We start from the raw sequence: 25532 nt of genomic DNA, 5'->3' as shown, positions 1-25532 counted from the left end.
GACACGCCGCACTGCAATCGAAACTTCGTTCTACTTCTCGTACGCTGGTCAAGTCGGTGTGCACAGGCCGAATCTGTCCACAACGGGCCGGTTTCGCAAAGTGTGTGTCGGCGGTCGACACTAACGTTTCGGTCAATACGGGAAGGACATCAAATGTCATCTGACAAGAACCGAGAGAAGGCTCTCGAAACAGCACTCGCCCACATCGACCGACAGTTCGGCAAGGGCACCGTTATGCGGCTCGGCTCCGAGGAGCGCGCACCGGTCGAGGTCATTCCGACCGGCTCGGTCGCGCTCGACGCGGCACTCGGTGTAGGTGGGTTGCCCCGCGGCCGCATCATCGAAATCTACGGACCGGAGTCGTCCGGTAAAACGACGCTGACGCTGCACGCGATCGCGAACGCGCAGCGGAATGGTGGCATCGCGGCGTTCATCGACGCAGAGCACGCCCTCGACCCGGTCTATGCTGCCAAGCTCGGTGTCGACATCGACGCTCTTCTGGTGTCGCAGCCCGACAACGGTGAACAGGCACTCGAAATCGCTGACATGCTGATCCGCTCGGGTTCCGTCGACCTCGTGGTCGTCGACTCGGTGGCGGCGCTTGTTCCCCGTGCTGAGATCGAAGGCGAAATGGGAGACAGCCACGTGGGTCTGCAGGCGCGACTCATGTCGCAGGCGCTGCGAAAGATCACCGGAGGGCTGCACCAGACGCAGACGACAGCGATCTTCATCAACCAGCTGCGCGAGAAGATCGGCGTGTTCTTCGGCAGCCCCGAGACCACCTCGGGTGGCAAGGCGCTGAAGTTCTACGCCTCCGTCCGCCTCGACATCCGGCGTATTGAAACGTTGAAGGACGGCGGCGATGCAGTCGGCAACCGAACTCGCGTCAAGGTCGTGAAGAACAAGATGGCACCGCCGTTCAAGCAGGCCGAATTCGACATTCTCTACGGTCAGGGGATCTCCCGCGAGGGCAGCCTGATCGACTACGGCGTTGACAAGGGCTTCGTGAAGAAGTCGGGCGCCTGGTACACCTACGACGGAGACCAGCTCGGGCAGGGTAAGGAGAACGCGCGCAGATTCCTGCAGCAGAACCCGGATATCGCCGACGAGATCGAGAAGAAGATTCTCGTGAGCCTTGGCATAGTAGAAGGCCCGGACGGAGCTGAGGCAGAGCAGCAGGTCGATTCACTCGACGACCGTCGAGCGGCCGGCGCGTAAGGCGTCAGCGGCAGGCGACGACGTGAATTTCGAAGTCACGCCGATGTTCTCGGCGCCTCCTTCGTCCGACGGGGAGAGCGAGAGCGAGGAGGCGACCGAGGCGTACGAGATCGCGCTCAGGGTGCTCGCCTCCCGCGCGATGTCCTCCGGCAAACTCCGGGAGCGGTTGATGCAGCGCGACGTCGAACGGAGCGTTGCGGATGCAGTGGTGCAGCGCGTTATCGATGCAGGATACCTGAACGATCAAGACTTCGCTGCGAGCGCGATCGAGCGCTTGCGCACCCGTAAGAAACTCGGCGACGGCGCACTGCGACAGGAACTCGTCAAGCTCGGTGTTCGGTCTGCCGACGCGGAGGAAGCGCTGCGCGAGCATGCAGCCGACGACGAAACCGATTTGGCACTCGCGGCTGCGCGCGAACGAGCGCCTCGGCTGCGGTCGCTCGACAGGCAAACCGCTGAGCGCCGGCTGCTCGGATTCCTGCAGCGTCGGGGGCACGGAGGCAGCACTGCATCACGCGCTGTCAAGACTGCGCTGGACGAAGTATCCGGCCCTCGGCATCGTGTCTCGTTCGAGTAGCACGCGCAGCCGACGTGGTCACCGCAAATCTTCAGAAAACTCCCATGATTCGGGCATAGCGTGACATCTATGAAGATTCGCAACCGTTTTCTTGCTCTTGCAGCACTGCTCGGCGCGTCCACGCTCGCGCTCTCCGGCTGCGTCATCCCCTTCGGCGGCGATGACGACCAGCCCAACGACGACCAGAACACGACTCAGAACGACGACAGTCAGAACGACGACTCGCAGTCGGACGACAGTCAGGACGATGGTCCCGACGCTTCGTCTTTCGATCTCGCTGACACGGAGTGGAGCGGCACCATCGACGGCAGTGACGTCGAACTGCTGTTCAATTCCGACGGCACGATCGACTTCATCGACTACGGTGGTCAGGGCTCGATCGATCACCCGAACGACACGTGGTCGGTCAACGGCACCGAGGTGACGATGTCACTTGCTTTCGAGGACGGGTCCGGTAACGAGACCATTATCGATCTCACCGGTGAACTCAACCCGGAGTCGCTCGAGTTGAGCGGTGGCGGCATGAGCGCCTCGCTCACCATAATGTGATTCACGCGGAACAGCACCGGCACCGCCCGCACCTTCGGGTGCGGGCGGTGCTTGCTGTCTGCGCATCCGCGGCCGTGGTCTTCGTCGCGGGCTGCGCGCAAGCGAATGACGAGGAGCCTTCCGCGTCAGAAGTTGCGGATCCATCACCCACGTACGAATCGCTCGAGGGCACCCAGTGGGAGGGCTCGTTGGACGGCAACTCGCTGCAGCTCGAGTTCGAAGATGACGGCACGGTCCTTGTGCTCGCCTACAACGGGCTCGGACCCTTCGATTCCGAGAACGATGTCTGGCAGCAGGAGGGCGAAACGCTCACTGTGACGCTTACCGGGCTCTTCGTCGACGGTGAGGACCAGGTGACGCTCGATGTCACCGTGAGCGGTGTCGTCGACAGCGCCGCACTCACGCTGGAGGGGGAGTACACGAGCGGATCCGGCGCGGTCATGGAGCTGACGCCGCTCGCGGTATCCTGAACCCCATGCCCGTAACCAGTTCGCGCACCTATGAAGTAAAGACGTTCGGCTGCCAGATGAACGTGCATGACTCTGAGCGCATGCGCGGTTCACTGGAGAACGCCGGATACGTGCAGTCTCTCGACGGTCGCCCAGACGTTATGGTGATCAACACCTGCGCTGTACGCGAGAACGCCGCCGACAAGCTGTACGGAACGCTCGGCCACCTTGCGCAGACGAAGCGCGAGCGTGATGGCTTCCAGATCGCGGTCGGGGGATGCCTTGCGCAGAAGGACCGCGACGGGATCGTCGATCGCGCCCCCTGGGTCGACGTGGTGTTCGGAACCCACAACATGGGCGCACTGCCAACGCTGCTCGAGCGGGCCCGGCACAATGACGAAGCACAGGTCGAGATCCTCGAGTCGCTCGAGATGTTCCCTTCGACGCTGCCGACGAAGCGCGAATCGACGCACTCCGGCTGGGTTTCGATCTCGGTCGGCTGCAACAACACGTGCACGTTCTGCATCGTGCCTTCGCTGCGAGGCAAGGAGAAGGACCGTCGCCCCGGCGAGATCCTCGCCGAGATCGAGGCGCTCGTCGCCGATGGCGCTGTCGAAGTGACACTGCTGGGACAGAACGTCAACACCTACGGTGTCTCCTTCGGCGATCGGCACGCATTCGGAAAGCTGCTCCGTGCAGCGGGGGCCATCGACGGTCTCGAGCGAATCCGCTTCACGAGCCCGCATCCCGCCGCGTTCACGGACGATGTCATAGCCGCGATGGCCGAGACCGAGGCGGTCATGCCGCAGCTGCACATGCCGCTGCAGTCGGGCTCGGACCGAATTCTGCGCGCAATGCGTCGTTCGTATCGCTCTGCTCGCTTCCTCGGCATCCTCGATCGTGTGCGTGAACGCATCCCGAACGCAGCCATCACGACGGACATCATCGTCGGCTTTCCTGGCGAGACGGAAGAAGATTTCGCCGAGACGCTGCGCGTCGTCGAGGCTTCTCGCTTCTCGAGCGCGTTCACGTTCCAGTATTCGATCCGCCCCGGCACTCCCGCAGCAACGATGCCGGATCAGATCCCCAAGGAAGTCGTGCAGGAGCGCTTCGAGCGCCTTGTCGAGCTGCAGGACCGCATCTCTTACGAGGAGAATCAGCGGCAGGTAGGGCGCACCGTGGAGGTGCTGGTCTCGGCAGGCGAGGGCAGGAAGAGCGCCGAAACGAACCGGCTCTCGGGCAGGGCGGAGGACGGTCGGCTCGTGCACTTCCGTGTGGAAGAAGAAGCGGAGCCGCGACCGGGCGATTTCGTCACCGTTCGCCTCACCGACGCGGCTTCGTTCCACTTGCTGGCAGATGACGGCGATGTTCGTGTTCGCCGCTCACGCGCAGGCGACGCGTGGGATCGCGCCCAGGCCGACTCCTGCGGAGTGCCGACCCCCGGCGCAGCAAGCGCCACGAGGGGGCCCGTACCGCTCGGTATTCCTGTTCGTCGGGCGGGATAGCGCAGTGTTGCTCGCCGTCGTCGGCGCAACCGGCGTCGGGAAAAGCGAGTTCGCGCTCGACGCCGTCCAAGCGCTGCGCGAGCGAGGCATCGCCGCCGAGATCGTCAACGCCGACGCCCTGCAGCTCTACAGGGGCATGGATATCGCAACGGCCAAGCTCAGCGAGGCGGAGCGGCGCGGAGTTCCGCACCACATGCTCGACGTGCTAGAGGTCACGGAGGCGTCGACGGTCGCGGGCTATCAGGCAGTGACGGAGCCGTTGATCGGGAGGCTAGAACGCGACGGAGTATGGCCGATAATCGTCGGCGGGAGCGGGCTCTACGTCAGCGCTGTGCTCTTCGGCTTCTCGTTTCCGGCGAGAGATCCCGCGCTGCGTACTCGGCTCGAGCGGGAGCTCGAGGAGCAGGGGGCGGATGCACTGCACGAGCGGTTGCGCGAGCTCGACCCGCAGGCGGCAGCCGACATCGACAGGGCGAACGGACGGCGTATCGTCCGCGCCATCGAAGCCGTCACCGTGACGGGGGAGCCGTTCCGAGCATCCCTGCCAAGCGCAGAACCGGTGCGACCGACGCGCATCGCGCATCTGCGAGCGGAGCGTGCCGAGCTCGTCGAACGACTCGATCGACGAGTCGACGGGTTCTGGCAATCGGGCCTGCTCGAAGAGGTTCGGATGCTCCTCGACAGGGGTCTGGACCGGGGAACAACTGCTAGGCAGGCCATCGGCTATGCGCAAGCGCTCCAGCAGCTTCGCGGTGAACTCACGCAGGCCGAAGCGGTGGAGGCCACCAAGCTCGCAACCAGGAAGTACGCACGCCGGCAGGTGTCGTGGTTCAAGCGCTACACCGCCGATGAGCCCGCTCCGGATGGTGCCCGCGCCTGGATCGCATCGATCCTCGGCTGAACGAGGTGCACATCCAGTTCTGGCAGTGAGTGCCTCGGCTGCCCCGTAGGCTGGTGGTATGCGTTTGCAGTTCACGAAGGGTCACGGCACGGGGAACGATTTCGTTCTCTTCACCGACGCCGACCGCGAGGTCGATCTGACCGAGGAGCGCGTCAGGGCGCTCACCGACCGGCATGTCGGTGTGGGCGGCGACGGCGTTATCCGCGCGGTCAGGGCCGACGGGATTGCAGAGGTTCGTGGGCAGGACGCCGAGTGGTTCATGGACTATCGCAACGGCGACGGTTCTATCGCCGAGATGTGCGGCAATGGAGTTCGCGTTTTCGCGCACTATCTGCTCGCCGAGGGTCTTGCGGAGCCGGACGCCGAGGGGATGCTCCCCATCGCAACGCGCGCTGGGCTCAAGCCGGTGCGCGTGCTCGGGAAGGGGCGCTACGAAGTTTCGATGGGCGAGTTCACGATCGCGGAGAACGAGACGCTCGTGACCGCAGAGGGCATCGACGTGGCCCGACCGGCGCTGAGCGTCGATGTCGGAAACCCGCACCGCGTCGTCGCTCTCGCAACCGAAGCGGAGCTGGAAGCACTCGATCTCAACCGAGCGCCCGGGCTCGATCCCGCCGCCGACCACGGCGCCAACGTCGAGTTCGTCGTTCCGGGGGCGGTGACGTCCGGCCGCGGTTCGATCGTCATGCGAGTGCACGAGCGAGGTGTCGGTGAGACGCAGTCGTGCGGCACGGGAGCTGTGGCAGCTGCGATGGCGACGCGCCACTGGATCGGTGAGGACGCTCCCGACGCGTGGCTCGTCCGGGTGCCGGGAGGGGAACTCGACGTTACGGCCTCCGGCACTACGGCAACGCTGGCGGGCCCGGCAGAGCTGGTATTCTCCTCCGACATCGACCTGCCGTAGCGGGGAATCGTGCCGGGTATCCATCATGTGGAGGTCTGGGTCTTCGATCTGCAGTGTGAGTTGTCGGAGTGGGGCTGGCTATTGCGGCGACTCGACTTTTCCACCGAGCAGGAGTGGGCCACCGGCCAATCGTGGGCGGCCGAAGGCGTGTATCTCACGTTGACGACATTACCGAACGTCACGGGGTCCGAGCACGATCGTCGTGGTGTCGGCGTCAATCACATCGCGTTCAAGGCCGGAACCGCCGCGGAAGTTGATGCGATCATGGCGGAGGCACGCGAACACGGGTGGAATCAGCTCTACCGGGATCGGTACCCGCACGCGGGAGGGCCGGCGCACTACGCGGGATGGCTGGAGAACTCGACCGGGTTCAAAGCCGAGATCGTCGCCGACGCCTTCACACCCTGACACGCACCGCAGTCGGGCACACTTCTCGGTCTATGGGTGGGATGAGAGCGCTATATGGGCGTGTCGCCATGCATAGACCGAGAAGTGTGACAGCTGTCGGTTCAGGGCTGGCCGGGTTATGCGTGTTCGTCTGTGCGCGTCACCCGCAGCACACGGAAGGTCTTCTTCGATGTGGCACGCTCCGCATCCAGGCCGGGCTGCTGGTTCAGCCACCGCAGCAGCGAATCGGCACCGAGATGCTTCTGCACGACGAGCCATGCCTCCCCGTCGGTGGTCAGCCGGCCTAGCCAGGTCGTGAGCAGCTCGTGCAGGGCGGCCTTGCCGATGCGGATGGGCGGGTTCGACCAGATGGCGTCGAACCGCACGTCCGCGGGAATTTCTTCTGGTGCTACGCAGTTGACGTTGGATAGACTGAGCGCACGGGCGTTTCTCCGCGTCGCTTCGAGCGCCAGCGGATTCACATCCACCGCCCACACCGTCGCCCCAGGAGAAGAGAGAGCAAGGTCCAGTGTAAGAGGCCCCCAACCGCACCCGATATCGAGCAGATTGCCGGTAGCGGGTGGTTCCGGAACGGCATCCAGCAGGACAGCTGTGCCGACATCCAGGCCATCATTGGAGAACACTCCTCGCGGCGCTTCGAGCGACCGCTCGCTCCCGCCAAGTCGGACTCGAATCGGCTCAGCCGCGTATTCGCCGGCAGACGAAGAAAAATAGTGGTCGGTCACATCTCGACCGTACCGAACGAATGGAGAACAGCATTACCGAAGACACCGTAAACATTGATCGCGAGATGACGCGCATCCTCGAGTGGGCTCGCCCCGCCGATGGCAAAGCGCTCGCCCTCGACGATCAGGCGCATGCCGTCGACGTCGATGGTGAGCAGTTCGATCGTGAAGAGCGATCGGCGCTGAGGCGCGTTGCGGGGCTGTCGACCGAGCTCGAAGACGTCACGGAGGTCGAGAACCGCCAGCTCCGGCTGGAGCGTGTCGTCCTGATCGGCGTCTACGCGTCCAACGCTCAGGAGGCCGAGTACTCGCTGCGCGAGCTGGCAGCGCTAGCCGAAACAGCGGGAGCCGTTGTGCTCGATGGCGTTCTGCAGCGACGCACGAACCCCGACCCCGCCACATATCTCGGCAGAGGCAAGGCCGAGGAGCTTCGCGAGGTCGTTGCGGCGACGGGAGCCGATACGGTCGTGGCCGACAGCGAGCTCGCGCCGAGCCAGCGACGCGCACTGGAGGATGTCGTGAAGGTCAAGGTCATCGACCGTACGGCCGTCATCCTCGACATTTTCAGTCAGCACGCCCAGAGCCGAGAAGGAAAAGCGCAGGTTGAACTTGCGCAACTTGAATACTTGCTGCCGCGCTTGCGCGGTTGGGGCGAATCCATGTCCAGACAGGCCGGTGGTCAGGTCGGCGGCGCGGGTATGGGTTCCCGCGGCCCCGGTGAGACGAAGATCGAGCTGGATCGTCGGCGCATCCACACGAGGATGGCCAAGTTGCGCAAGCAGATCGCCGGTTTCGCACCAGCGAGGGCGGCGAAACGAGCAAACCGCGACCGTAATAAGGTGCCGTCCGTTGCTATCGCGGGCTACACGAATGCGGGTAAGTCGTCGCTGCTGAATCGCATGACGCACGCGGGGGTTCTCGTCGAGAACTCGCTGTTCGCGACGCTGGACCCTACCGTGCGGCGCGCCGAAACGCCGGACGGCCGGCTCTTCACGCTGTCCGACACCGTCGGGTTCGTACGGCAATTGCCGCACCAGCTCGTCGAGGCGTTCCGGTCGACGCTCGAAGAGGTGTCCGAGAGCGACGTTGTTCTGCACGTTGTGGACGGCAGCCACGCTGACCCATCTGCGCAGCTGTCGACCGTGCGCGACGTTATCGGCGAGGTAGGTGCTCGTGAGCTCCCCGAGCTCGTGGCCTTCAACAAAGCTGACCTCATCGACGACGACCAGCGCCTCCTACTGCGCGGCCTGGCACCGAACTCGGTGTTCGTCTCGGCTCGCACGGGCGAGGGCATCCCCGAACTGATGCAGACACTCGCAGACATGCTCCCGATGCCGAATGTCGAGATGGACCTGCTCGTGCCGTATGACCGGGGCGAGATCGTGAGCGCGCTGCACGACGAGTTCGTCGTCGACGAGGAAGAGCACCTCGCGGGAGGAACGCGGATGCACGTGCGAGTCACGGAACCCGCGGAGGCTCGCTTCGCCGAGTTCGCGATATCCAAGCAACCCTGAGGCGCGGAGCCACTTCACTGCAAGAGAAAGCGGCACGTCCAGCTCGATACTCGGCGTGCCGCTTCCCTTTTGAGTAGTGAGTGAAGCTGTAATAGCGCAGCCTCCGTTAGACGGCGCGGAGGACCGCAACGAGTTTGCCGAGCAGCACCGCCTGGTCGGCAAGGATGGGGTCGAACTCCGAATTCCTGGGTAGCAGCCAGGTGTGGCCGTCGCGTTGCCTGAACACCTTGATCGTCGCCTCCCCATCGAGCATCGCAGCGACGATGTCGCCGTTCTCGGCGTTCTGCTGCTGGCGGATGACAACCCAGTCACCGTCGCAGATTGCGGCATCGATCATGCTGTCGCCGGAAACCTTCAGAATGAACAGATCCCCGCCGCCGACGAGGCGACGGGGGAGCGGGATGACCTCTTCGACCTGCTGTTCTGCCGTGATCGGGACGCCTGCGGCGATGCTGCCGACGAGCGGCACAACGGCCGTGCGGTCCTGAGACGGCATGTCACCGAGCGGCACATCGACGAGCACCTCGATCGCTCTTGGTTTCGAGGGGTCTCGCCGAATGGCGCCGGCGAGTTCCAGCTGCCCCAGGTGGTGGGTGACGGAGGAGAGGGATGCGAGCCCCACGGTGTCGCCGATCTCACGGTACGAGGGCGGGTATCCGCGCGTCAGCACCGACCGCTGAATGCACTGCAGCACCGCCATCTGCTTCTCGGTGAGTTCGCGTGCCATGGGGGTGCTCCTTCTGCCTTGACGTCTTCGTGTCGGAGGTCTCGTGTTCGCTTGTCTGTATGGGAAGAGTATCCGAGAACTCAACGTTGGGCAAAGAGATGTTCGAGCGTGTCGCGAATTCGCCGAAACGAAAAAACCGCGATATATCGGGGTTGACATTCGAAAGAGTAGAACGTAGTTTCGATACAGAGATACGAGGAGGCAGTCGCATGAGTGCAGAGAAGATCGATTCGGCAGCGCAGAACGCGGCCGTTCGTCTGCGCATGACGAAGCGGGGCCGTCGCGCTCTTCTGGTTGCGCTGGCCCTCCCCGTAGCGCTCTTCGGTGCGTTCGGCGTGCTGCAGGTCGGCGGCGCAGTAGCCGGCAGTGAGCAGGTAGACGTGCAGTTCGATACCGTCACCGTTCAGCGGGGCGATACGCTCTGGGGTCTCGCCGCTGACATCGCACCCGATCACGACCCGCGTGACGTCGTTGTCGAGCTGCAGAACCTCAACGGCCTCGACGCCGCTGTTGTTCCCGGGCAGGTGCTCTCGATTCCGCTGCAGTACTCGCAGCAGTAGGTTTCGTTCGATACTGCACTCTCGGTGCGAGCCGCATGCTCGGAGGGGTTCAGCGGCGGGATGCGGGAGTACGCTGGCTAGGTGACCAGTTCGAACGAATTCAGTCTCAGCGACCTGCCGCTTCGCCCGGACCTCGTGGGCCTAGAGCCGTACGGGGCACCGCAGCTCCATGTCCCCGTACAGCTGAACGTGAACGAAAGCGCGTTCGATGTGCCGGAGCGAGTCGTGGATGCGATCGTGGAGAGAGTCCGTCCCGCTGCGCAAGGCGCCAATCGATACCCCGATCGAGAATTCACCGAGCTACGCGAACGCCTTGCGCGTTTCGTCGGGCACGGGGTTGTTCCAGAACAAGTCTGGGCGGCGAACGGCAGCAACGAGGTGCTGCAGCACGTTCTGCAGGCGTTCGGCGGGCCGGGACGCAAACTGCTGTCGTTCTCGCCGACCTACTCCATGTACGGATTGCTCGCCCAGGGTGTCGGCATGGAGTACCTGCAGGTGCCGCGACGAGAAGACTTCACGGTCGATGCCGAGCTGGTCTCCGACGCGATAGAAGAGCACGAACCCGACATCGTCATCCTGTGCGGCCCGAACAATCCGACGGGAACGGGGCTCGGTCGCGATGCCGTCCTGGCGGCGTGCGCGTCCGGCGCAATGGTCGTCGTGGACGAAGCGTACGTCGAGTTCTCGCGCGAGTACGACGCGACGGCGATCCCGCTGCTCGAAAGCCACCCGCGGCTCATGATTTCGAGAACCATGAGCAAGGCGTTCGCGTTCGCCGGGGTTCGCCTCGGGTACCTCATTGCATCGCCGGCCGTGACGAACGCGTTGCGACTCGTGCGGCTCCCGTATCACCTTTCGGCACTCACGCAGGCGGCCGCGTGCGCTGCGCTCGAGCACGCGGGCCTCATGCTGGCGCAAGTGGACGCACTGAGACAACAGCGCGATCGACTCGTCGTCGAGCTGCGTAGGAGAGGGTTCTCGCCGTATCCGTCCGACGCGAACTTCGTGCTCGTCGGCGGCATCGAGAACCCCGAAGCGGTGTTCGACGCTCTGCTGGCAGAGGGCATCATCGTCCGTAACGTCGGCATCCAGAACACTCTGCGCATAACCGCTGGGACGGAGGCCGAAACGACCGCGGTGCTTGCGGCACTGCAAGCGATCGACCGGCAATAGGATTGGATGCATGGCAAGAACTGCAACGAGAGAACGCGTCACGAGTGAGAGCACGGTGTCCGTCTCGGTGAATCTGGACGGCAGCGGTCGTAGCGAGATCGACACCACGGTGCCCTTCTTCGACCACATGCTGACGGCGCTGTCGAAGCACTCGCTCATCGACCTGACCGTGAAGGCTCACGGCGATACGCACATCGACGTCCACCACACGGTGGAGGACACCGCGATCGTGCTGGGGCAGGCGCTGCTCGAGGCTCTCGGCGACAAGGCGGGCATCCGTCGTTACGGGGATGCCACCGTCCCGCTCGATGAGACGCTCGCGCGTGCCGTCGTCGACGTCTCTGGCCGCCCCTACCTCGTTCACGAGGGCGAGTCGGAGGCATTCGTCTACCACCTGATCGGCGATCACTTCACGGGGTCCATGGTGCGTCACGTCTTCGAGGCGATTGCGCTGAATTCGCGGATGACCATCCACGTCGATCTGCTGAGGGGCCGCGATCCGCACCACATCGCGGAGGCGCAGTTCAAAGCGCTCGCGCGAGCGCTGCGCGTCGCATTGGCGTCCGACGACCGCGTGGACGGCATTCCAAGCACGAAGGGCGCACTGTAGTGCCCTTTGTCGCGCTGCTCGATTACGGCATCGGCAACGTTCACTCCGCCAAGAAGGCGCTCGAACTCGCCGGTGCGGAAGTCGCTCTGACTGCCGATCGCACCACGATCCTCGAGGCGGACGGGCTCGTCGTGCCCGGCGTCGGGTCCATCGCCTCGTGCATGGCGGGGCTGGCTGCTGTTCGCGGTGGCGAGCTCATCGGAAGGAGACTGGCCGGCGGCAGGCCCGTGCTGGGGATCTGCGTGGGAATGCAGGTGCTCTTCGACACCGGTGTTGAAGGCGGGGCCCCCACTGAGGCGCTCGGCGAGTGGCCGGGTTCCGTGACGAAGCTCGACGCGGACGTGCTGCCGCACATGGGCTGGAACACGGTCGAGCCAGGAGCGGGCTCGGAACTCTTCGCCGGAATCGCAGACGAGCGCTTCTACTTCGTCCACTCGTACGCCGCGAAGTCGTGGGAGATTGAGCCGCACCCGCGCATCCAAGCGACGGCGCTCACCTGGGCGACGCACGGTGAACGCTTTCTGGCGGCCGTGGAGAACGGTCCGCTGAGCGCGACGCAGTTTCATCCCGAGAAGTCCGGCGATGCCGGCATCGCGCTTTTGGCAAACTGGCTGGGCACGCTCGGCCGCGACGACAGAAAGACACTATGACCGACTTCAATCAGGCCCCGAAGCTTACGCTGCTGCCCGCGATCGACGTTGCGGGAGGCCAGGCCGTTCGTCTGCTGAAGGGCGAAGCGGGCACGGAGACCTCGTTCGGTCATCCCGTGGATGCCGCTCACGATTTCCTCGAGCAGGGCGCGGAATGGATCCACCTCGTCGACCTCGATGCCGCCTTCGGAAGAGGCAACAACGCTGCGGTGATCCGGAAGGTGATCAAAGCCGTCGGAAGCGACATCCACATCGAGCTCTCGGGCGGGATTCGCGATGACGCATCGCTCGAAGCCGCGCTTGGGGCAGGCGTCAAGCGCATCAACCTGGGCACGGCCGCGCTCGAGAATCCGCAGTGGACGGAGTCGGTGATCTCCCAGTACGGTGAACAGATCGCGATAGGGCTCGACGTTCGCGGCGAGACGCTCGCCGCCCGCGGCTGGACGAGCGAAGGCGGGAACCTGTGGGAGGTGCTCGAGCGCCTCGACGGAGCAGGTGCGAGCCGCTACGTCGTCACCGACGTCAACAAGGACGGCACGCTGCAGGGACCGAACCTCGAGCTGCTGCGCTCGGTCGCGGAACGCACGGACAAGCCGGTTATCGCATCCGGCGGCGTTTCGAACTTGGATGATATCGCTGCCCTGCGGGAACTCGTACCGGTGGGCGTCGAGGGCGCCATCATGGGCAAAGCACTGTACGCGGGAGCCTTCACGCTCGCTGCGGCGCTGGACGTTGCTGGAGAGTAGTGACCGATCACCGCAAGGGCGACTCCGCGGGATTCCCGTGGGAGGGCCGCACGTTCGATCATCACGACACCGAGTACAAAGACGACGACGGGTCGATCCCGCCGGAGTTCCGCGATGCGATGCTGGTGCTCCGTGAACGAGGAGTGCTGGCGGCCGAAACGGATGCGCTCGCGGCAGTGGTGGATGCCCTGCGCGAGGCTCGCCTGCTCGTGCCACTTGTCGCCGAGGCAGGCGAGGTCGGCACGACGCCGGAGGGAAAGGTCGTCGACAAGACCCAGGAGCTCTCGATTCCGACAGTTGCGGGGCCCGACGGAGCGCCCATCCTGCCGGTGTTCTCGAGCGCATCGGCCATGCGGGTATGGAACCCGAAGGCGAGGCCGGTTCCCGCCTCCGCACAGCGCGTTGCCGTCGCGGCGCTGGAAGAGGACGCGCAGCGCGTCGTGATCGACGCGGGCAGCGATGCGACCGAACTCGTGCTGGCCGCCCCCGCGCTCCGTGCGATCGCGGCGGGAGCGCCCTGGCGACCTGCCTACCGTGTCAGTGAGGTCACGGATGCGATTCGAGCGGCTGCTGCCGAAGTGCGCTCAGCGGCTGCGGTCGCGATCGTCCCCGGTGATCCGCAATCGCGCCTGCACGGAGCCGAGCTCATGATCGTGTTCGTCACTGCCGATGAGGCGGCGACGCGTTCCGAGTTGCAGGGATTCACGCAGCAGCTGGCGAGTTCGGAGGCCGTCGCGTTGCTGGTGGCCGCCGTGCGCGTGAGCCTGTATCCGCTGGGAGAACAGGGCATCGACGTGGAGTTCCCTCCCGGCAGCCTTGTCGCGCGACTGCAGAACTAGTCTGAACTGTCAGCATTCTCGGCGGTACGCCCGAACCGCTTGTTTTTTCGGGAATGGGCTCGAGGTGCTTGCTTTTTCGCCCCAACAGCGAGGAAACAAGCAGTAGGGGTGCCCTCGAACGAGGATGGCGCGTTTGCGCCTAGTAGACGGGTCCGGTGAACTTCTCGCCCGGGCCCTGGCCGCGGGGGTCCTTGATGGGTGATGCTTCGCGGAACGCCAGCTGCACGGAACGGAGACCGTCGCGCAGCGGCCCTGCGTGATGATTCGAGATCTCGGGCGCCGCGGCTGTCACGAGGCCCGCGAGAACGTTGATGAGCTTTCGTGCCTCGTCGAGGTCGATTTCGGCATCCGGATCATCCGCGAGCCCCACCTTGACCGCGGCCGCGCTGAGCAGGTGGATGGCCACCGTGTTGATGAGCTCGACAGCGGGAACATCGGCGATATCGCGAATCTCTTCGCCGGCAGGCATGTCGTCGGTCATGGAACCCCTTGGATTGAAGTGAGAACTCTGCTAATCTTATGCAGGTTATTCGGGCTTTCGCCCGCAGAAGAGGAGATTCTCCCACCCGCAACCGACAACCAGGTTACCGGGTAGATAGCACTCCGCCGCACAGCGGTTGGCGCATTCACGCAGAATGCCGAGGGTGCGAACCGCTCCTTTTCTACGCACGTCCAAGCACTATGAAGGAGCACGCTATCAGCGACTACCGCATCAACGAGCGCATCCGCGTCCCAGAAGTCCGTCTTGTCGGCCCCAGTGGCGAACAGGTCGGTGTGGTCGCGGTCGATGTTGCGCTCCGTCTCGCACGAGAGGCCAGTCTGGACCTCGTGGAAGTCGCCCCCGGCTCGCGCCCGCCGGTGGCGAAGATCATGGATTTCGGCAAGTTCAAGTATGAGCAGGCGCAGAAGGCGAAAGAAGCCAGGCGCAACCAGGCAAACACCGTTCTCAAAGAGGTGCGGTTCAGGCTGAAGATCGACGACCACGACTATGAGACCAAGCGGAAGCGCGCCGAAGGATTCCTCCAGGCAGGCGACAAGGTGAAGGCCATGATCCTCTTCCGCGGTCGCGAGCAGTCGCGCCCCGAGATGGGCGTGAAGCTGCTGCAGCGCTTCGCCGAGGATGTCGCCGAGTTCGGTTCGGTAGAGACCAGGCCCACGATCGATGGCCGAAACATGACGATGATCGTCGGTCCGTTGCGTTCGAAGTCTGATGCACGTGCAGAGCAGAACCAGGCCCGACGCGCTCAGCGCGAAGAGCAGCAGGAGAAGCGCCGCGCAACGGCGGAGCATAAGGCTGCCCAGCAGGCGAAAACCGACGACGTGAAGCCTCAGGCGAAGCCGGGCGACGCGACTTTCGAGGTTCAGCCTACGAAGACCCCGGCTCGTGGCGCAGCCCAGGTGGCTACCGCTCGACCGAAGAAGAATGCCGATTCGTCGGCGTCGAAGCCCGCGGCCAAGACTGCAGACGACGCTGCAGCCAAGCCCGCTACGTCCGCGGACAAGCCGGAGCGCAGCTCCGACACCGCATCCGAGTAGGAGAAGAAGAATGCCAAAGCAGAAGACGCACTCCGGTGCGAAGAAGCGCTTCAAGGTGACTGGGAGCGGCAAGATCCGCAAGCAGCAGTCGGGTATGCGCCACAACCTCGAGGTGAAGTCGTCGACGCGCAAGGCGCGCCTGAATCGCGACAAGGTCGTGGCTCCGGCAGACGCCAAGGTCATCAAGAAGCTGCTGAGCAGCTAGAGCGCTTTCTAAGGTTTAGGAGAGAACAATGGCACGAGTTAAAAGATCGGTTAACGCCAAGAAGAAGCGCAGGGTAATCCTCGAGCGCGCAGAGGGCTACCGCGGACAGCGTTCACGCCTGTACCGCAAGGCCAAGGAGCAGGTGACGCACTCCCTGAAGTACTCCTACCGTGACCGCCGCGCGAAGAAGGGTGAGTTCCGTCGCCTCTGGATTCAGCGCATCAACGCTGCTTCCCGCCAGAACGGCCTCACGTACAACCGCTTCATCCAGGGTCTGAACCTGGCTGGTATCGAGGTCGACCGTCGCATCCTCGCCGACCTCGCCGTCAACGACGCAGCGACCTTCACATCGCTGGTCGAGAAGGCCAAGGAAGCGCTTCCCGCCGACACGTCTGCCGCGAAGAGCGAGTAGTGCTCTCGTCGCCCCGATCGCCCGTTGTGCGAGCGGTGGCCCGATTGCAACAGCGAACAGCCCGGTCCGAGACCGGGCTGTTCCTGCTTGAGGGGCCACAGGCGCTCCGGGACGCAATTGCTGCGGGTGCCGCGATCGACCAGATCTTCTATACCGAGGCGGCCGCGCAGAAGCATCCCGAGTTGATCGATGCCGTCGAAGTGCAGCACATCGAGTGCTCGGAAGAAGCGCTCGCGAGGATGGCCGACACCCGGAATCCCCAGGGCTTCGTCGCGACGGCACGGCAGTTCCCTCAGCGGCTCGAATCCGTGCTTGCGGGCGCGACGCGGATCGCGATCCTGCACGAGATCCGCGACCCCGGCAACCTGGGCACGATCATCAGGCTCGCGGACGCCGCTGGGTTCGATGCTGTCGTCGTGACGGAGGACAGCGTCGATGTCTACAACCCGAAGGTCGTGCGCGCGACGACCGGTTCGCTGTTCCACGTGCCCCACGCGGTCGGTGTTTCGACGCTCGAAGCGGTCACGGCAGCCAAGCAGCTCGGCATGCGAGTGCTTGCAGCGGATGTCGCCGGGGATGCCCTGCAACCGTCCGAGCCGGCGCTCGAGTCTGGCCACGCCTGGTTGTTCGGAAACGAGGCGAGGGGCCTTGATGCTGCGACTCTGGCGTTGGCGGATCGGGCGCTTGCGGTGCCGATCTTCGGCCGCGCGGAATCGCTGAACCTCGCAACGGCGGCAGCTGTATGCCTCTATGCGAGCGCGTTCGCGGCGCGACCCTGACGGCACGATCCCCTGCTCAATTCTCGCTCAAGACGCTTGAACGGGCCGCTCAAAGACTCTTAGGCTAGCTAAGCATTAAGAGTTCAATGTCGAGCAGGCAGGGCGCGTTCGCTGTGACGCACGCGTACGTGCCGGAGGGAGTCACAGTCCGCATGTCTCAATCACTTCGGGCCAAACCGAAGATCCGCAAACCGATAACAACGGCGATTGCTTTCCTCGGCAGTTTCGCAGTTGTCTGGTCAGCGGCGGGGGCGTCCCCGTCGCTCGCGAACGATCTCAATGACAATCAGTTCGAAGCCGAGTTCTCCGAGCCGGCGGAAGGCGCCCCCGATGGCTGGTCTTCTCTCTGGAACGAGGGCGACTGGAGCACGGTCGGGGAGGATCCGACCGCCCTCCGCCACGTCATCGAGTACGGAGATACCGAGAACCTTCGCCGTGCGCTCACCTTCGATGAGCCCGGTGATGCCGGCATCGTAGAGGGCGACGTGGAAGTGCACGCGGTCATGCGCGTGCCGGGGGAGCTGGGGCCGACAACGCGCTTCGGTCTCGGCCTGCAGCTCGACGGTGAAGCGGGAAGCGAAAACGGTCTCTACCTCGACGTCAACGGAACAACGCTGCGGCTGAATCAGTACGAAGACGGTGAGTGGAGCCAGCTCGGCTCCGCTCACGATCTGCAAGGCTTCGAAGGCGGAGTCTGGTACAACGCGGTGCTGCGTCAGCACGGCGATTCACTGCTCGGCAAATTCTGGGCCCATGGGCAGGACGAACCGCTCGAGTGGCAGGTCGAGGCGACCGGCCTTGGCGCTGAAGAGCCGAACCTGGGTCGTGTCGGCGTGTTCAATGCGCACGAGGGCGGCGAGTCCGAGACCGCGTACTTCTCGGTCGGAGTCGCGGGAGAGGAAGCTCCTCGGGCCGACGCCGATCTGATTCCCGAGCCCGACTACGATCCGTTGCTCACGGGCTTCGAGAATCGCGATGGCGAGAGCTGGACAACGCACGAGGAAGAACTCGACTTCCTCGCGGCTGTCGACGGCGCTTCTGACCGCGTGCGGGTTTCCGAGATCGCGTCGAGCGCGAACGGCCTCCCGATCAATCTCGTGAGCATCGGCAACCCCGCGCCTCCCAGCGATGAAGAGATCGCGGCGGGGCGCAGCATCCTCGTGATCGGCACGCAGCACGGCAACGAGCCTGCGGGGCAGGAGATGACGCTGCAGCTGATCCGCAACCTCGCGCTGACGGACGAGCCGGAGCTGCTTGAGCAGCTTGCCGACACGACCATCATGGTGATTCCGACGATGAACCCCGACGGGCGCATCGCCAACATCCGTCAGCTCGCGAGCGGGCTCGACATGAATCGCGATCACCTCGAACTGACGAGCGTCGAGGCGCAGACCATGGCGCAGGTGATCCGCGACATGCAGCCGGACGTCATCGTGGACGCGCATGAGAAGCCGACGACCCTGACGGGCGCCGACCTCGACGCACTCTGGCCCCGCAACCTCGCGATCGATCCGACGCTGCGTGAGCTGTCGACCGAAATGGTCGAGGACTACATCTTCGCGGACCTCGAAGCGGCCGGCATCTCGACCGCCGTCTACGGCGGGGAAGATCCGGGAGGCGCAGGCGACGAGAACGAAGGCATCGCACGCAATATGTTCGGCCTCCGTCACAGCGCGGCGGTGCTGATCGAGACTCCGGGGCTTCGCGTGGGAACGGAGCGGGTCGAGTACCAGATGGCGGCGATGGATGCCGTGCTCAGGTTCCAGCGCGAGAACGCGGATCGCATCGAGCAGGTGACCAACGATGCGCCCATCAACAGGGAGGCAGACGGTCTGAACCAGGAGCCGTTCTACTTGTTCGGCGCCGACAATGATCCGCCGCTGGAGGAGAACACCCTTGATCCGGCTCCCTGCGCCTACGTTCTGACGCCAGAGCAGGCCGCAGAGGTCGAGCACGTCCTCGATTTCTACGGTGTGCAGGTGCAGACCGGTGACGGCGAAGTCCACGTCTCCATGGCCCAGCCCATGATGACCGTCGTTCCCTTCATCCTTGACGCGGGTGCGCGCAGCAACCTGGTCGAAGGAACCGCGGTGTTCGATGCCGCCGAGTGTCCGCTCGGGACCATCGAGAACGTCACGGCCCCGGCGATCGCTGGCGATACCGAAGCCGGCCAGACACTCACTGCAGACGCCGGAACTTGGAATCCGGAGGACGTCGAGCTGAGCTACCAGTGGCTGGCGGACGGCGAGCCGGTGGAAGGCGCGACGGGGTCGACGTTCGAGCTCACCGAGTCGCACGAGGGGCAGATGATCTCGGTCACCGTGACCGGTGAGCAGGACCGCTACGAAGGTGCTTCTGCGACCTCAGATGAGGTAGGGCCGGTCACCGTCGAAGACGATGGGTCGGAGGATCCCGGCGATGAAGATCCGGGGGACGAGGACGACACGAGCGGAACGGGTGAACTGCCCGAAACCGGTAGCGCATCGATGGCGTTCCTCGCGATTGCTGCTCTTCTGCTGCTGATGGCCGGTGCAACCGTTATCGCACGGAAGCGCCTCACTGAGCAGGGCGACGTTCGATAGCGTCGACCCGAACTCGTTACGTGGCCCGCTCCTCGACACAAGAGGAGCGGGCCACTACGGATAGAATGCAGGCGATGAAGACACTCATCATCGAAGATGATCACCGAGTATCCGGGGCGCTGGCCGCGTATCTGACGAAGGCCGGCTACTCACCCGTTCGCGCACCCGACGGCGACTCGGCGCTGGAGGCGCTGGGCGCCGATACCGAAGTCGTGCTGCTGGATCTCGGCTTGCCGGACATCGATGGCGTGGATCTGTGTCGCCGCATCCGGCATCAAACGGACGTGCCGATCATCATCGTGACGGCCCGCAGTCGCGTGCAGGAGCGGATCAAGGGCCTCCGTGCGGGTGCTGACGACTTCATCGTGAAACCATACGACGTTCGCGAACTGGTTGCCCGCATCGAGGCGATCACGAGAAGGTCGCAATCGATCCGACCTTGGCTCTCGGAGGCGTGGAACAGCGACGAACTGGGGGTGCAGATCGATTTCGTCGGCCGGGAGGTCACGGTCGACGAACAGCGGGTGGAGCTCACGCGAAAAGAGTTCGACATCGTGGCGCTGTTGGCGCGGTATCCGGGCGTAGCGGTGCCGCGCGAGCGCATCATCCGCGAGGTGTGGAACACGGACTGGCACGGCTTCAGCCGCTCGCTCGAAGTGCACATCGCATCCGCTCGACGAAAAATCGACAAGGAGCCGTTCATCGAAACGGTGCGGGGAGTCGGTTACCGGCTGTCAGGGCTGTGACGGGTGCGTAGCAGACTCATCGTCGTCTTCCTCGTCCCCATGATCGTTGTTCTGCTCATGCTGGGTGCGGCCTACGCATCGAGCGTCGCGAGGGGCGTGCAGCAGCAGTTCTACTCACAGCAGCTCGGGGATGCCGGCTATTTCGTCAGCAGCGCCCGCGTCGCGCTCGCCTCGGGCAACCCGGCTGGTGTGGAGGCCGAGATGGAGCGCCACAGCGAGCTCTACGACACGGGGATTCTCGTCGTCGGGAGGTCGGGGGAGCCGTGGGCTTCGACCGGCTTCGACCCCGCAGGTATCGATGACGCAACCGTCGCGCAGATTCAGCTTGCACTGTCGGGGCACAGAGGAGATGTTCCGTCATCCGCGCTCCCGTGGTCGTTCGACGACGCCGTTGTCGTCGAGCCGATCTTCGACGACAACGACGTCATCGGCGCACTCGTGATGGTGGCCGGCACGGATGAACCACGTGCGGAGATCCTGCGGCAGTGGACGATCCTCGGAGTTGTCTCGCTCGTGGCCATCGCTGCCGGTGTCGTCGTGGTGTTCCGGCTGGCGACCTGGGTGCTGCAGCCGTTGCGACGGGTGAACAGAGCGATGGCCGAGATCCAGAGCGGTCACATGGAGGCTCGTATCGCGGACGATACCGGCCCTCCTGAGCTGCGCCGCATGATCGAGGTCTTCAACCAGATGGCGGGTGAAGTCGAACGCACGGTGCACAGGCAGCAGGAGTTCGCGCTGAATGCCTCGCACGAGTTGCGCAACCCGATCAACGCGCTGTTGGTGCGAGTCGAGTACCTCGCAACGGGCCTCGACAGCGAATGGGATGCGGATGTTGAGGAGACACGCGAAGAGGGGCGCAGAGTCACCAAGACGCTGGACACCATGCTGAGCCTCGCGAAGCGCGGCAGCAGTGACGTCGACCTGATCGGAGTGAACATCGCGTCGACGGTGCGAGAGCGTGTGCGGGCGTGGGAGGATGCCGCCGGCAGGAGGTCGATCACTTTCGATTTGCGTGGTGTCAGATCCACGTACGCGGTGACCGACAAGACGACGGTGGAGAGCGCGCTCGATGCGGTCATCGACAACGCGGTGAAGTTCTCACCGCAGAGGTCGAAGATCAAGGTCGTTACCGAGCCCTCAGGAGAAGGCGGTCGCGTAACGGTCACGGACCAGGGCCCCGGCCTGACCGAGGAAGAGATGGAATCGGCGCTCGAACGGTTCTGGCGCAGCCCCAAGAGCCAGAACGTGCCCGGCTCGGGCCTCGGTCTCGCAATCGCGCACGATCTTCTGGAGTCGGTTGGAGGTCGGCTGCGCCTGACCGCTGGCGCGGCCGGCGGACTCACGGTCATACTCGAGCTGTCGGAAGGAGCGCCGCGATGAAGCCGCTGTTGTCACGCATCGCCTCGATCACGGTTGTGGCCGTCGCGCTCGGCGCGTTGGGCGGCTGCTCGCTCTTCGAGCCGGACCGTCACGAGGGCACCTACGAGATTGCGGGAGGCAGCGCGACGGGTGTCTACTTCGCGTACGGCGAGCAGATGGCGACCGTGCTCACCGCCGAGTCCGGAACAGACTTCACGATTGCGGAGACGAACGGCTCCGTCGAGAACCTGCTGCGAGTCGGTACGGGGGATGCGCTGCTCGGATTCGCGCAGAGCGACGCTGCAGCCGATGCCGTCGCCGGCGTGGGTGAGTTCGAAGAACCACTGCCGATTCGGGCGCTCGCCCGTCTGTACGACGAGTACGTTCACGTCGTGGTCAGGGAAGGCTCCGAGATCGGCGACATTACGGATCTTGCGGGGCACACGGTTTCGCTGGGCGCCGAGCACTCGGGCGTAGCGGTCGTCGCTTCGCGGATTCTTACCGCGGCGGGAGTCGACGAAGCATCGGTGGAAAACCCTCGCTTGGATCTGGGGGAGTCGATCGAGGCAATGGAGCAGGGCGAGATCGACGGCTTCTTCTGGGTCGGGGGGCTCCCGACGCCTGGCATCGAGAACCTCGTGGAGAGCGTGCCGACTCGGCTGCTGCCCGTCGATGCGGAGCTGGTCGATCGCGTGAACTCGGTGCACGATGGCGTCTATCGCGTCTCGGACTTCCCGGTCGGCGCATACGGACACGACGAACCCACGTCGACCATGACCGTTCCGAACTTCTTGATCGCGTCGGATGCCGCTCCCGACGATCTGATCACGGATGCCCTGCGAATCATCTTCGATGCACGCGCAGAGATAGCGCAGTTCGTGCCGGCCTTCGCGCTGCTCGACAGAAGGCAGGCGATCTACACCGACCCGATCACGCTCCACCCCGGTGCGATCGAGTACTACAGGGGGGTCAGGCGTTGATCGTCCGCTACTGACTCGTGCCGCGGACAGGGATCGCGTGCAGGCTCAAGAAGCCCTCAAATCCCGTGACGACGGGTTCCGGAGCGGTCTACATTGACACTGTCCCGATTCAATGGAGAATGCAATGCCCTCAAGCACCGACCGGTACGGAGTACGACGGCTGAGTGCCGTCCTGGCAGTCGGCGCGCTCGCGTCGACGACGCTATTCCTGGGCGCAGCCCCCGCGACGGCTGCGGACGAGTACTCAATCACATTCGAAGATCAGGTGGTTGGGGAGCGCCCCGCCGACTGGTCACCGCTGTGGCTCGACTCGGATTGGCAGGTCGAAGATAAACCACCGCGGCTAGTGCATACCGCGACGACACAGGGGCGCCAGGGGCTGAGTCCCGACGAGGTCGGTGAGGTCAGCGGAGATGTTGAAGTCAGCGCCCTCGTGCGCCCGCACGAGCTGACAGGCACACAGCAGGTACTGTTCCTGCACGCAAGCGGCGAAGCCGGGTCCGAGAATGCCTACTATGTCGATTTCCGGCTTGAATCCTATGGTCCGAGGTTCCGGATCAATCGCTATCTTGACGGCGAGTACACCACGCTAGAGCGATCGGAGGCGCCCGAGACTGACCCGGTCGCCGGCGAGTGGTACCAGATCGTCTTTCAGCGTTCGGGCGATGCACTGCGCTTGAAAGTGTGGCCATATGGTGCCGAAGAACCGGAGGAATGGACGGTCGAAACCACGGATGCCAATCATTCTTCCGGCCGGATCGGCTTCGGGCATACAACCGGCGGTAACACCGTGACCGAGTGGGGGCATCTAGGAGTGTCGATGGTGGGGCAGGCACCGCGAGTTCCGGACGGCGTGATTCCTGAGCCGGAGATTCCAGACGCACCAGAGCTGGAGAACCGCACGGCCGACCTGATGGCCTCCATCGGATGGAGCCCGGACGACAACGCGAGCTACTACGAGGTCGAACGCGACGGAGAGCTCGTAGCATCGCCCTGGCAAATCACCGGATACGCCGACACGGTGCTCGAAAACGGGGATACCGGCGTGTATCGAGTGCGAGGGGTCTCCGCAGTACAGGGCGCGGGGCCGTGGTCGGAGCCGATCAGCGTGGAAGCACCGGCTACTCGCTTCCCGTCATTCCCAACTCCCTTTGAGACGGACTCCGCTTCAAACACGACGCTGCCTGAAGAAGAGCAGTTCCTGACTGACCTGGAAGGGGCATCCGACCGAATCGCCGTCGACACAGTTGGAGAATCGGTGCAGGGTCGCGATCTTAGGCTCGTGCGAGTCGGCTATCCGACAGCCCCGACTGAAGCAGAGATTGCCTCCAAGCCGACGCTGATGATCAACTGCACGGTTCATGGGAATGAATGGACGCCTCGAGAGGCCTGCTTGAACTTCTTGCGGGATCTCGCCTTGACCGAGGATCCCGAGACGCTCCGGATGCTGAGCGATTATGCGGTTGTCGTGAACCCTACGGTGAACCCGGATGGCAGGCAGGCCGGTACTCGCGAGAACGCGAATGGCGTCGACCTCAACCGGGACTACTTGGCATTGGAAGAGCCCGAGACTCGTTCCGTGGTCGAGACGATCAATCACTTGAATCCTGTGATGGTGCTAGACGGCCACAACTGCTGCAACGACTCGATCGTTCCAGACTGGGGACGGCACGTTGGAGTTGATGATGAACTCAACGCTCGCGGTCAGCACATTGTCGATGAAGGATTTATCGACAATGGAGAGGCGATCGGCTTCACCGCGCGTCGCTCGGCGCTGGCAACCGGAAATCTGCCGGTCGTCGCTCGCAACTATGTGGGTTTGCGCAATAGTGTTGGTCTCCTCAACGAGGTACGCGGCGGAGCGATCGATGGTCGCCTCGAGGAGGCGACCGGCGCCCCTAACCGTGAGCAGGCGATCCGGGAAAGAGCAGTTCGTGCCTTCGAATTCGTACTGTACGAAACGCTGCAGTATTTCGACGAGTACAACGACGACATCGTGACCGAAACTGCGTTGGCGGTTGCGGACGCCTCGTCGGATGCATCGAGCTACTTCTTCGGCAACGAGGAGGAAGATGTGCTCGAAGAGGAGGTGTGCGGCTATGCGATTACGGACAGCCAGCTCAGTGAAATAGACGATGTGCTCGACCTTCATCAGATCGAAGTATCAACCGTCTTCGGCGACCCCGTATTGTCACTGGCACAGCCGAGCGGGCGCCTGATTCCGTTGCTGCTGGATCAGCGGAGTGACTACGCGTTGGCCGAGGGGGACGCGCTAGTTGGCGACGCCTGCGCCGAGCCGGCGCCTGTGATGGAGATCGATGCGTCGGCCGATACCGATGTCGCGTCTCCTGGAGACACCGTGCGGTTCAGCACGACTGTGACGAACACCGGCCCTAGCGACCATGAAGGCGAGGAGCCACTGCTCGTGCTCGATCTGAGCCGTGTGCTCGATGCTGCGCAATTCACGAGCGAGGTCAGCGCTGATAGGGAAGGCACTGTGACCGGTGATGAGGACACATACATCTGGACAGGGCGATTGGCAGCGGGTGAATCGGTCACACTGTCGTACGCGGTGGAAGTTGCCGCGGATTCGAGTGCAGCCGATGAGCTGCGCAGCCTCGCCTGCGTAGCCGACGACGATTCGGTCTGCGCCACGGCCGTGGTGTCGATCATGGAAGATTCCACGGACCCCGGCACCGGTGACGGTGATGGATCCGATGACTCGGACACCCTGCCCGACACGGGCACGCCCCTCCCGATGATTGCCCTGCTGCTTGCCGCGGCTTTGGCTCTGGTTGGTGTGGCGCTCCGTGTCCGACGAACAACCTGGAATAAGGAGTGATTCATGACGTGTGAGCACAGCATGCTGCAAGTACAC

The 25532-nt window shown here is 64.1% G+C and carries 27 protein-coding genes; 24 read left to right on the top strand and 3 right to left on the bottom strand.

Going from position 1 to position 25532, the window contains the following annotated elements:
* The first annotated feature begins 153 nt into the window (after positions 1 to 153).
* From recA to Q0O95_RS03535, 8 genes are all read left to right on the top strand, one after another.
* Complete coding sequence (gene recA, locus Q0O95_RS03570) at positions 154 to 1218, top strand: recombinase RecA (protein ID WP_293695343.1); 1065 nt, start codon at positions 154 to 156, stop codon at positions 1216 to 1218.
* A 22-nt stretch (positions 1219 to 1240) separates the two neighbouring features.
* Entirely contained in the window at positions 1241 to 1795 is a 555-nt protein-coding gene (locus tag Q0O95_RS03565) for a regulatory protein RecX (RefSeq protein ID WP_293695341.1), read from the top strand.
* 69 nt (positions 1796 to 1864) lie between these two features.
* Positions 1865 to 2344 carry a hypothetical protein gene (locus Q0O95_RS03560; RefSeq protein WP_293695339.1) on the top strand — a complete coding sequence of 160 codons (480 nt, stop codon included), beginning with the start codon at positions 1865 to 1867 and terminating at the stop codon, positions 2342 to 2344.
* Positions 2345 to 2391: 47 nt separating this feature from the next.
* Entirely contained in the window at positions 2392 to 2814 is a 423-nt protein-coding gene (locus Q0O95_RS03555; RefSeq protein ID WP_293695336.1) for a hypothetical protein, read from the top strand.
* Between the two features lie 5 nt (positions 2815 to 2819).
* The gene (miaB, locus tag Q0O95_RS03550; RefSeq protein WP_293695333.1) at positions 2820 to 4298 is read left to right on the top strand and encodes a tRNA (N6-isopentenyl adenosine(37)-C2)-methylthiotransferase MiaB; all 1479 of its coding nucleotides are present in this window, start codon (positions 2820 to 2822) and stop codon (positions 4296 to 4298) included.
* A 4-nt stretch (positions 4299 to 4302) separates the two neighbouring features.
* Complete coding sequence (miaA, locus tag Q0O95_RS03545; RefSeq protein ID WP_293695331.1) at positions 4303 to 5199, top strand: tRNA (adenosine(37)-N6)-dimethylallyltransferase MiaA; 897 nt, start codon at positions 4303 to 4305, stop codon at positions 5197 to 5199.
* 58 nt (positions 5200 to 5257) lie between these two features.
* Positions 5258 to 6103 (top strand): diaminopimelate epimerase, encoded by an 846-nt coding sequence (gene dapF, locus Q0O95_RS03540; RefSeq protein WP_293695329.1) that lies wholly within the window; start codon positions 5258 to 5260, stop codon positions 6101 to 6103.
* Between the two features lie 9 nt (positions 6104 to 6112).
* Positions 6113 to 6511, top strand: coding sequence for a VOC family protein (locus Q0O95_RS03535; protein ID WP_293695328.1), 399 nt, complete (start codon positions 6113 to 6115; stop codon positions 6509 to 6511).
* A gap of 116 nt (positions 6512 to 6627) precedes the next feature.
* Here Q0O95_RS03535 and Q0O95_RS03530 read toward each other — a convergent pair whose 3' ends face one another.
* Positions 6628 to 7236, bottom strand: a complete 609-nt coding sequence (locus Q0O95_RS03530) for a methyltransferase (RefSeq protein WP_293695326.1) — start codon at positions 7234 to 7236, stop codon at positions 6628 to 6630.
* Positions 7237 to 7301: 65 nt separating this feature from the next.
* Here Q0O95_RS03530 and hflX point away from each other — a divergent pair, with 65 nt between their 5' ends.
* Positions 7302 to 8750, top strand: a complete 1449-nt coding sequence (gene hflX / locus Q0O95_RS03525; protein WP_293695362.1) for a GTPase HflX — start codon at positions 7302 to 7304, stop codon at positions 8748 to 8750.
* A 106-nt stretch (positions 8751 to 8856) separates the two neighbouring features.
* On the opposite strand, the gene lexA is transcribed toward hflX, so the two are convergent.
* Positions 8857 to 9477 carry a transcriptional repressor LexA gene (gene lexA, locus Q0O95_RS03520; protein WP_293695324.1) on the bottom strand — a complete coding sequence of 207 codons (621 nt, stop codon included), beginning with the start codon at positions 9475 to 9477 and terminating at the stop codon, positions 8857 to 8859.
* A gap of 209 nt (positions 9478 to 9686) precedes the next feature.
* On the opposite strand from lexA, the gene Q0O95_RS03515 reads away from it, so the two are divergent.
* The 6 genes from Q0O95_RS03515 (at position 9687) to Q0O95_RS03490 (ending at position 14055) form a co-directional block, all read left to right on the top strand.
* Positions 9687 to 10037, top strand: a complete 351-nt coding sequence (locus Q0O95_RS03515) for a LysM peptidoglycan-binding domain-containing protein (RefSeq protein ID WP_293695322.1) — start codon at positions 9687 to 9689, stop codon at positions 10035 to 10037.
* A gap of 81 nt (positions 10038 to 10118) precedes the next feature.
* Complete coding sequence (locus tag Q0O95_RS03510; RefSeq protein WP_293695321.1) at positions 10119 to 11210, top strand: histidinol-phosphate transaminase; 1092 nt, start codon at positions 10119 to 10121, stop codon at positions 11208 to 11210.
* Positions 11211 to 11220: 10 nt separating this feature from the next.
* Complete coding sequence (gene hisB, locus Q0O95_RS03505; protein ID WP_293695319.1) at positions 11221 to 11820, top strand: imidazoleglycerol-phosphate dehydratase HisB; 600 nt, start codon at positions 11221 to 11223, stop codon at positions 11818 to 11820.
* Positions 11820 to 12470, top strand: a complete 651-nt coding sequence (gene hisH, locus Q0O95_RS03500; protein ID WP_293695318.1) for an imidazole glycerol phosphate synthase subunit HisH — start codon at positions 11820 to 11822, stop codon at positions 12468 to 12470. The genes hisB and hisH overlap by 1 nt, the downstream gene beginning before the upstream one ends.
* Complete coding sequence (priA, locus tag Q0O95_RS03495) at positions 12467 to 13216, top strand: bifunctional 1-(5-phosphoribosyl)-5-((5-phosphoribosylamino)methylideneamino)imidazole-4-carboxamide isomerase/phosphoribosylanthranilate isomerase PriA (protein WP_293695316.1); 750 nt, start codon at positions 12467 to 12469, stop codon at positions 13214 to 13216. The genes hisH and priA overlap by 4 nt, the downstream gene beginning before the upstream one ends.
* Complete coding sequence (locus Q0O95_RS03490; protein WP_293695314.1) at positions 13216 to 14055, top strand: SseB family protein; 840 nt, start codon at positions 13216 to 13218, stop codon at positions 14053 to 14055. Before priA ends, Q0O95_RS03490 begins: the two co-directional genes overlap by 1 nt.
* A 139-nt stretch (positions 14056 to 14194) precedes the next feature.
* Here Q0O95_RS03490 and Q0O95_RS03485 read toward each other — a convergent pair whose 3' ends face one another.
* Entirely contained in the window at positions 14195 to 14536 is a 342-nt protein-coding gene (locus Q0O95_RS03485; RefSeq protein ID WP_293695313.1) for a DUF1844 domain-containing protein, read from the bottom strand.
* 200 nt (positions 14537 to 14736) lie between these two features.
* Here Q0O95_RS03485 and infC point away from each other — a divergent pair, with 200 nt between their 5' ends.
* From infC to Q0O95_RS03440, 9 genes are all read left to right on the top strand, one after another.
* Positions 14737 to 15591 (top strand): translation initiation factor IF-3, encoded by an 855-nt coding sequence (infC, locus tag Q0O95_RS03480; protein ID WP_293695311.1) that lies wholly within the window; start codon positions 14737 to 14739, stop codon positions 15589 to 15591.
* A 10-nt stretch (positions 15592 to 15601) separates the two neighbouring features.
* Complete coding sequence (rpmI, locus tag Q0O95_RS03475) at positions 15602 to 15796, top strand: 50S ribosomal protein L35 (RefSeq protein ID WP_293695309.1); 195 nt, start codon at positions 15602 to 15604, stop codon at positions 15794 to 15796.
* 28 nt (positions 15797 to 15824) lie between these two features.
* Entirely contained in the window at positions 15825 to 16208 is a 384-nt protein-coding gene (gene rplT, locus Q0O95_RS03470) for a 50S ribosomal protein L20 (RefSeq protein ID WP_293695307.1), read from the top strand.
* A complete protein-coding gene (locus Q0O95_RS03465; protein ID WP_293695305.1) occupies positions 16208 to 16987 on the top strand; it encodes an RNA methyltransferase in 780 nt (259 codons plus the stop codon). Before rplT ends, Q0O95_RS03465 begins: the two co-directional genes overlap by 1 nt.
* A 152-nt stretch (positions 16988 to 17139) precedes the next feature.
* A complete protein-coding gene (locus tag Q0O95_RS03460) occupies positions 17140 to 19569 on the top strand; it encodes a M14 family zinc carboxypeptidase (protein ID WP_293695303.1) in 2430 nt (809 codons plus the stop codon).
* 74 nt (positions 19570 to 19643) lie between these two features.
* Entirely contained in the window at positions 19644 to 20315 is a 672-nt protein-coding gene (locus Q0O95_RS03455) for a response regulator transcription factor (RefSeq protein WP_293695301.1), read from the top strand.
* A gap of 3 nt (positions 20316 to 20318) precedes the next feature.
* A complete protein-coding gene (locus Q0O95_RS03450) occupies positions 20319 to 21695 on the top strand; it encodes a HAMP domain-containing sensor histidine kinase (protein ID WP_293695300.1) in 1377 nt (458 codons plus the stop codon).
* Positions 21692 to 22654 carry a TAXI family TRAP transporter solute-binding subunit gene (locus Q0O95_RS03445; protein WP_293695298.1) on the top strand — a complete coding sequence of 321 codons (963 nt, stop codon included), beginning with the start codon at positions 21692 to 21694 and terminating at the stop codon, positions 22652 to 22654. The genes Q0O95_RS03450 and Q0O95_RS03445 overlap by 4 nt, the downstream gene beginning before the upstream one ends.
* 124 nt (positions 22655 to 22778) lie before the next feature.
* A complete protein-coding gene (locus Q0O95_RS03440; protein ID WP_293695296.1) occupies positions 22779 to 25496 on the top strand; it encodes a M14 family zinc carboxypeptidase in 2718 nt (905 codons plus the stop codon).
* Positions 25497 to 25532 lie beyond the last annotated feature (36 nt).

This window comes from uncultured Agrococcus sp., assembly GCF_945915485.1.
GTDB lineage: Bacteria > Actinomycetota > Actinomycetes > Actinomycetales > Microbacteriaceae > Agrococcus.
The sequence above is the reverse complement of the archived record's forward strand: the minus strand, read 5'-3'. Positions and strand labels throughout refer to the sequence as shown.

Excerpts from the sequence above, each read along its gene's own strand:
- recA (WP_293695343.1), top strand. The coding sequence starts at position 154 with ATGTCATCTGACAAGAACCGAGAGAAGGCTCTCGAAACAGCACTCGCC.
- Q0O95_RS03560 (WP_293695339.1), top strand. The coding sequence starts at position 1,865 with ATGAAGATTCGCAACCGTTTTCTTGCTCTTGCAGCACTGCTCGGCGCG.
- miaB (WP_293695333.1), top strand. The coding sequence starts at position 2,820 with ATGCCCGTAACCAGTTCGCGCACCTATGAAGTAAAGACGTTCGGCTGC.
- dapF (WP_293695329.1), top strand. The coding sequence starts at position 5,258 with ATGCGTTTGCAGTTCACGAAGGGTCACGGCACGGGGAACGATTTCGTT.
- hflX (WP_293695362.1), top strand. The coding sequence starts at position 7,302 with ATGACGCGCATCCTCGAGTGGGCTCGCCCCGCCGATGGCAAAGCGCTC.
- lexA (WP_293695324.1), bottom strand. The coding sequence starts at position 9,477 with ATGGCACGCGAACTCACCGAGAAGCAGATGGCGGTGCTGCAGTGCATT.
- Q0O95_RS03515 (WP_293695322.1), top strand. The coding sequence starts at position 9,687 with ATGAGTGCAGAGAAGATCGATTCGGCAGCGCAGAACGCGGCCGTTCGT.
- hisB (WP_293695319.1), top strand. The coding sequence starts at position 11,221 with ATGGCAAGAACTGCAACGAGAGAACGCGTCACGAGTGAGAGCACGGTG.
- priA (WP_293695316.1), top strand. The coding sequence starts at position 12,467 with ATGACCGACTTCAATCAGGCCCCGAAGCTTACGCTGCTGCCCGCGATC.
- Q0O95_RS03485 (WP_293695313.1), bottom strand. The coding sequence starts at position 14,536 with ATGACCGACGACATGCCTGCCGGCGAAGAGATTCGCGATATCGCCGAT.
- infC (WP_293695311.1), top strand. The coding sequence starts at position 14,737 with ATGAAGGAGCACGCTATCAGCGACTACCGCATCAACGAGCGCATCCGC.
- rpmI (WP_293695309.1), top strand. The coding sequence starts at position 15,602 with ATGCCAAAGCAGAAGACGCACTCCGGTGCGAAGAAGCGCTTCAAGGTG.
- rplT (WP_293695307.1), top strand. The coding sequence starts at position 15,825 with ATGGCACGAGTTAAAAGATCGGTTAACGCCAAGAAGAAGCGCAGGGTA.
- Q0O95_RS03460 (WP_293695303.1), top strand. The coding sequence starts at position 17,140 with ATGTCTCAATCACTTCGGGCCAAACCGAAGATCCGCAAACCGATAACA.
- Q0O95_RS03455 (WP_293695301.1), top strand. The coding sequence starts at position 19,644 with ATGAAGACACTCATCATCGAAGATGATCACCGAGTATCCGGGGCGCTG.
- Q0O95_RS03445 (WP_293695298.1), top strand. The coding sequence starts at position 21,692 with ATGAAGCCGCTGTTGTCACGCATCGCCTCGATCACGGTTGTGGCCGTC.
- Q0O95_RS03440 (WP_293695296.1), top strand. The coding sequence starts at position 22,779 with ATGCCCTCAAGCACCGACCGGTACGGAGTACGACGGCTGAGTGCCGTC.